The organism is Methanohalobium sp. (genome assembly GCF_046546175.1).
In the GTDB taxonomy this organism is placed as follows: domain Archaea; phylum Halobacteriota; class Methanosarcinia; order Methanosarcinales; family Methanosarcinaceae; genus Methanohalobium.
On sequence record NZ_JBKGYF010000003.1, the window covers coordinates 40,560 to 46,733 of the forward strand.

The 6,174-nt window shown below is 34.8% G+C and carries 6 protein-coding genes and 1 pseudogene; 2 read left to right on the forward strand and 5 right to left on the reverse strand.

Going from position 1 to position 6,174, the window contains the following annotated elements:
* The first annotated feature begins 13 nt into the window (after positions 1-13).
* Both ACLFMM_RS00780 and ACLFMM_RS00785 read left to right on the forward strand, forming a co-directional pair.
* A pseudogene (locus tag ACLFMM_RS00780) lies at positions 14-1,078 on the forward strand (RNA-guided endonuclease TnpB family protein).
* A 487-nt stretch (positions 1,079-1,565) separates the two neighbouring features.
* Positions 1,566-2,099: a metalloregulator ArsR/SmtB family transcription factor gene (locus ACLFMM_RS00785; protein ID WP_410806813.1), complete on the forward strand. Its 534-nt coding sequence runs from the start codon at positions 1,566-1,568 to the stop codon at positions 2,097-2,099.
* A 249-nt stretch (positions 2,100-2,348) separates the two neighbouring features.
* Here the strand turns inward: ACLFMM_RS00785 and ACLFMM_RS00790 are convergent, their stop codons facing one another.
* From ACLFMM_RS00790 to ACLFMM_RS00810, 5 genes are all read right to left on the reverse strand, one after another.
* On the reverse strand, positions 2,349-2,687 hold the full coding sequence (locus ACLFMM_RS00790; protein ID WP_410806814.1) for a P-II family nitrogen regulator: 339 nt from the start codon (positions 2,685-2,687) through the stop codon (positions 2,349-2,351).
* A gap of 15 nt (positions 2,688-2,702) precedes the next feature.
* Positions 2,703-4,124, reverse strand: coding sequence for an ammonium transporter (locus ACLFMM_RS00795; RefSeq protein WP_410806815.1), 1,422 nt, complete (start codon positions 4,122-4,124; stop codon positions 2,703-2,705).
* 233 nt (positions 4,125-4,357) lie between these two features.
* Positions 4,358-4,747, reverse strand: coding sequence for a hypothetical protein (locus ACLFMM_RS00800; protein ID WP_410806816.1), 390 nt, complete (start codon positions 4,745-4,747; stop codon positions 4,358-4,360).
* An 88-nt stretch (positions 4,748-4,835) separates the two neighbouring features.
* Positions 4,836-4,973, reverse strand: coding sequence for a hypothetical protein (locus ACLFMM_RS00805; protein WP_410806817.1), 138 nt, complete (start codon positions 4,971-4,973; stop codon positions 4,836-4,838).
* Between the two features lie 86 nt (positions 4,974-5,059).
* Complete coding sequence (locus ACLFMM_RS00810; RefSeq protein WP_410806818.1) at positions 5,060-5,935, reverse strand: hypothetical protein; 876 nt, start codon at positions 5,933-5,935, stop codon at positions 5,060-5,062.
* Between the last annotated feature and the right edge of the window lie 239 nt (positions 5,936-6,174).

Here is a 6,174-nt window from a genome sequence, read left to right on the forward strand (position 1 = left end):
ACCGTCATAGTTAATCGCAAAACATATAGGAGCTTGTAGGTTCATATATAACTGGGCTCTGGAGAACAAAATCAAATCTTATGAGCAGGATGGTAAAGCGATATCTAGGTTTGAGTTGAACAAACAGATAAGGGTATAAAAAGATGACTATGAATGGTTGAAAGAGATTAACTCACAATCATTGCAGGGAGCTACTCTTACTCTGGAAAATGCTTTCACCAAGTTTTTCAGAGAAAAATCAGGTTTTCCAAAGTTTAAATCCAAGAAAAACCCAGTGCAGTCGTTTTCTGTTCCTCAGTATTATAAAGTTGGTTTTGAAAATAATAAAATATACATACCTAAAATCGGTTGGATAAAAACCAAGTTGCATAGAAGATTTGAAGGTAAACAAAAGACTGCAACTATAAAAAGAACACCGACAGGAAAATACTATTTCAGTATTTTAGTAGACGATGAAAAAGAGTTACCACAAAAACAGGAATTCGATGAAAACAATACTGTCGGAATTGATGTAGGCATCAAAGATTTTGCTGTTACATCTAATGGTGAAAAAATCGATAATCCAAGATACCTGAAAAATTCGATTGAAAGATTGAAGGTATTACAGAAAAGTTTCAGTAGAAAGAAGAAAGGTTCTAACAATTACAGAAAACTGAAACACCAGATAGCCAAATACCATGAGAAAATAAGCTATCAGAGAGAAGACTTCCAGCATAAGTTAAGTTCCAGATTGATAAGCGAGAATCAAGCTGTTTGTCTGGAAAGTTTAAATGTAAAAGGATTGCTGACAAATTATAACTTGGCACAGCATATAACTGATGCTTCATGGAGTTCTTTTGTTCAAAAATTAGAGTATAAAGCAGAATGGAATGGTAAAACCATCATCAAGATAGGACAATTCGACCCATCAAGCAAAATCTTTCATGTATTCGGATATTACAATCAGGATTTGTAACTTAAAGAGAGAGTATGGGAATGTCCTGACTGCAAAACTGAGCATGATAGAGACATCAATGCATCAATAAATATTAAAAAATTTGGTTTAGATAGACAGAATCTAATTTCACCTTTGGGATGAGGGGTAGAGCCTGTGGAGTTGTGTTCATTAGAACAAAATATGAGACAAGAAGCCAAGTGGTAGTTCACATTATTTGTCTACAGATAAAAATGGATTAACAAATTTGAAATCAGAGTATATGATGATGGGATATATGTTCGATATTTTCTGTTCCATCTATCATACAGGAAATACTGTTTTAATGATTAAAAGTTGCATTTTTATTATCTATCTTACCCAGTTGGGTTATGTTTATAATTCAAATCAATAGAGATATATTAATGTATATTCCTTACTAGTCGAGTAATGGCAAAATAAAATTGAGTAGAAATAAACTTAACTTGTTCATTCACTGGCTAAATTGTCTGTGTTCCAGTTATCTTTAAATTGGGATTTTTCGTGATAATTTGACCTACATATTCATGGATAGTGGAAAGATAAAAAAAGAATTACAAACAAAAAAACGTCGAAGGTTCCAGTAAATATTCAAACCCATAGGTTGAATAGTATGAATGAATCCACTAGAAATAAAAAGATATTCAAAGCACTGGGATGTAATACCCGTTTGAATATACTTAAATTATTGGCAAATAATGAAATGCATATAACAGGTTTAGCTAATGAACTGAATATTTCAGTACCAGTAACAGCAAAACACGTGAGGATATTGGAAGATGCAGAATTGGTTGAGCGTCAGAGATTTGGTAATTCACATATTTTAAAAATCAATACGGAAAACATCTATACTGTCCTGGATAACTTTGCACCAACCAGGGAAGTTGAAGTGGAAAAAGGAACCAACCTTCTGGACATACTTAAAAAAGTTTCATCTGTAGAGGTAAAAAAAGTAGGAAATCGAGAAGCTGTTGTTTCCACAGATGGTGAGGAAGGTTTTTTTGTATATGAGGTGAATGGAAAATTATCAGAAAAAACCGTTCATGAATGTACATTCGAAAAAAATACTACAGTGGAATGGAAAAAACTGGAACCAATTACCAGGTTAAAACTTGACATCACTGTTAAAGACCAGGCAGATGAATAATCATTATGTTTTGCAAATATTAATATATTGTAGTATTTATTAAAAAATGAGGATTATCCAAGGTAGCCAGAGTTGAATGCAAAAGGTAGAATTATGGCAATAATTGAAAAGACCGATATCACAGATAATTCTGTTTTTTTAGGGATACAGAAAGAGTCCCTAACATATATTTTAGACTTTGGATATCCTTTTCACTAAACCTTTGTACGGTTTTTTACTTTATAAAGTGTGAAAATAAAGGAGAATATCTTAAAGAGCGTCTCCATCTCTTTCTCCAGTTCTTATTCTGACCACGGTTTCTATAGGTGAGACAAAGATTTTACCATCACCGATTTCACCGGTAACTGCAGTTTTTTGAATGATTCCGATTACTTCATTTACATCATCATCAGAAACAATCATTTCAATCTTGGATTTTGGTAACATGTCTACACAGTATTTTCTACCTCTCCACTGTTGGACAACACCTTTTTGTTTTCCACGACCCTTGACATCATATTGTGTGAGGCTTTCAAATCCGGCATCCTCAAGTTCAGTTTTTAAATGATCGATTTTTGTCGGTCTTACAATAGCTTCTATTTTCTTCATCATTATCACTTATCCTTATTCGCTTTCAGTTGTTGAATGTTCAGGATATGCATCAATTCCATGTTCAACTGTATCAAGTCCTGCGATTTCATCTTCTTCAGATACCCTGGTACCTATGACGACATCTATTATCTTGAAAATGACAAATGAAGCACAGAACGCCCATATTATATTCACAATAACACCAACCAGCTGAATCAGGAACTGGCTGATACCTCCATAAATCAGTCCAGGTTCACTGGCTGCATATACAGCATCTGAAAGTATGCCGTTACCAATACCAACCGAAAATATTCCGACAGACAGGAGCCCCCAGCTACCGCTGTACCCATGCACAGCAATCGCACCAACAGGATCATCTACTTTCAGGACATTTTCGTTGAACATCACGCCTGCATATACTATAAGTCCACCCACAATTCCGATGATCAAAGCTGCCCAGTTTTCAACTGAACCACATGGGGCAGTTATTGCTACCAGACCAGCCAGAAGACCATTGGCAGTGAGTGATGGGTCTGGTTTTCCTGTCTTGAACCATGTGATAAACATGGCTGATATTGCACCAGCTGCAGCTGCTATGAATGTATTGACAATAACCAGATTCATATAAGCATCATTTGCGTTCAGAGTACTGCCGCCATTGAACCCAATCCATCCAAATGCCAGTATTAGAGTTCCCAGAAAAGCATATGCAAGGTTGTGACCTGGAATAGCAACTGGTTCACCGTCTTTGAACTTGCCGATTCTTGGGCCAAGTATGATTACAGCAGCAAGGGCAGCATATCCACCGACTGCATGAACAACACCTGACCCTGCAAAGTCATGCAAACCTACGCCTATTGCATCTACAATAAAACTTTCAGCACCTGTTAGTAGCGCCAGGTCTGAACCACTCCATACCCAGTGACCGTATACCGGATAGATGAAAGCCACCATAAGTATAGCATAGATAAGATACGCTTTAAATTCGATACGCTCAGCTACAGCTCCAGATACAATGGTAGCAGCAGTTGCAGCAAAAACCATCTGAAACCACCAGCTGTTCCAGAGTGAATTGTCCGCACCACTAAGGAAGAATTGGCTCGTACCTATGAGTCCTGCAGCATCGGCACCGTACATTATTGCCCAACCTACTGCCCAGTATACTAGTACACCAATTGAAATTGTCATGAAATTTTTCATCAGGATGTTGGCAGTATTCTTGGACCTTGTAAGTCCGGTTTCCACCAGTGAGAATCCTGCATGCATCAGGAATACAATTGCACCAGCGAGGATGAGCCATACAAAGGTCAGTGCAGTTTCCAAACTGGCTATTGATTCTGCGTTCCCTTCAATTGATGCAGCAGATGCCGTATTTGTTAAAATCGTTGATAAGAATATAAGAGCTAAAATTGATAATATAATTCCCATTTTCCTTTCCTTTGATTGATTAAACATGTTATCCTCTCTTTTTGTAAGGTATACGGAAACCTATTACGTATTTTATGTTATTTAAAGTTTACTAAAAAATTGGCTTTGACCATAAAGTCGGTCTGACTATAAAATACCCCTTCTGACTATAAAGTTGACAATTATCAGGGTTTATTTGACCATAAAGTTAACAATCTTTTCAAAATGTATGACTAAATGTAAAACAATCAAAAAGTTGAGTTTTTAGCAAAAACAAGTTATTAACCAACAGGGTAACTTACTTCCAGGTCAAAATGTAACTGGTAAAAAGAACCATTATACATTATGTATTTATCACTTTCATAAGAGGGTAGAGTATTAAAGAAATTATTCAATCTATTATATTCAGATTTGTTTATTTCAATTTCATTATCACTTTCATTATTTAATACCCTCTTAAGCTGTGGATATTTATCCAATTCTTCTTCTGCAATTTTGGTGTAATTTTCTGGTGTAATCTCTGCTTTTTGTGCAACTATGCCATAATAGCGGTCTGCTGATGATTTAGATGCATAGTAATCATATATATGACCAATAGAAGCTACCAAGATAATGGAAATTGCAAGCATTATGACTATCCATTTAATACTGTTCTTTTTCTTTTCGTTCATAGACAACCCTAAATAACACCCAGTTATTAAAGATAATTATCTTATTTATAAATAGAGTATAACTAAAAAAAAAGTTACAAGTTATAAATCATCTAAAACTTGCAACAACGTCTTTATTTTGTATAATGATACCTAAGTTATCATGGTCTTCATCTCCATGATAACCGTCAGATGAAAATTCAAGTTCCATATCTTGACCAGTACCATCATTGAAGGGGGTCCACATAGTGGTATAATGATTTAGGTTTGGAGTAGTCCATTGATAAGCTTCGTCATGTTCGCATCCAAAGTTATGACCTGTTTCATGTGCAGTTAAAAGACACCTATCTTGATAGTTAGCTGAATAACAACCAAATGGTTTGCTATCATTTGAGCTACTCCATGTGCTTGACTATCATCCCCATTATAAGAATCGGCGCGCCCAATAGTATCATCTTCAAAATTCTTGCCATAGAATAAGAATGCTAAATCACTATTTGTTATATCTCTATATTCTGGAATTTCGTCTTCAAAGAAATGTAATATTTCAGATGTAGTTCCTTGAGGAATATCACTAAATTGTTTGTAGCTCGTGATTTCCAATGTTACACCTTCTGTTGAATATACATCATCATTAATTTCATTCACCATACTTGAAATTTCTGTTTCCGGTTCAGAGAACAAATTGTTGAAATCCGGACCATAAGCTGGAAGGAAATCAATTGTATAAGTTGTGCTAGATGTTGTTAAAGTATCACTTGAAGAAACTGTAGTTTGCAGAGATGTTGTTTCGCCATCTATATCATCCATGGATATAGATGTAGATTTATTACTCTCCTTTATGTCACTTGATTTATATGATACATAAATTACTTTTCCATTCTTTTCTTTATTTGTCTGATCTATAATGTAAGTTTCATTTTCCACATCTACACTTCCAACCATTACATTATTAGATACAGTTAATGTAACGTCACTATTTTTGTTATCAATGACCTTTCCCTGATAAGTATTGATATCGGGGATTTCTTTACCATAGATTCCAGATTCATTCTTGAATAAAAGTTTGGCATCATCATTTACAATAGAAACTTCATGAAGTTTGATGTTTAGTTTTTTCCCGGATAGCGTTAATTTTACCTTTTTGTCATCTTTAAAAGATTTTATCACATGATTTGGGTTTGTTGTTACGGTGTCAAAACTATTCAAGTATTCATTATGTCGTAGAGTTTCTTTACCAATGTCTACTTTTTCTACATTATTGGTTTCATTTCCTTTTGCAAGTGCTATACCTGGTACGAAAAATGCATTTAGTAATATTACAATTCCAAATACTGTGCATGGGTAGTGTCACTTTTTTGCTGTAAATTCTCCTGTACCCAATCATAATTATGTTTCCATGTTTAAATACCTGTTTCCTGTCAACCACTCTTCGTTGATATCCATCA

What these genes read in the sequence shown, in the direction of transcription:
- ACLFMM_RS00795 (WP_410806815.1), bottom strand. Translation starts at nt 4,124, where the DNA reads ATGTTTAATCAATCAAAGGAAAGGAAAATGGGAATTATATTATCAATT.
- ACLFMM_RS00785 (WP_410806813.1), top strand. Translation starts at nt 1,566, where the DNA reads ATGAATGAATCCACTAGAAATAAAAAGATATTCAAAGCACTGGGATGT.
- ACLFMM_RS00790 (WP_410806814.1), bottom strand. Translation starts at nt 2,687, where the DNA reads ATGAAGAAAATAGAAGCTATTGTAAGACCGACAAAAATCGATCATTTA.
- ACLFMM_RS00805 (WP_410806817.1), bottom strand. Translation starts at nt 4,973, where the DNA reads ATGTGGACCCCCTTCAATGATGGTACTGGTCAAGATATGGAACTTGAA.
- ACLFMM_RS00800 (WP_410806816.1), bottom strand. Translation starts at nt 4,747, where the DNA reads ATGAACGAAAAGAAAAAGAACAGTATTAAATGGATAGTCATAATGCTT.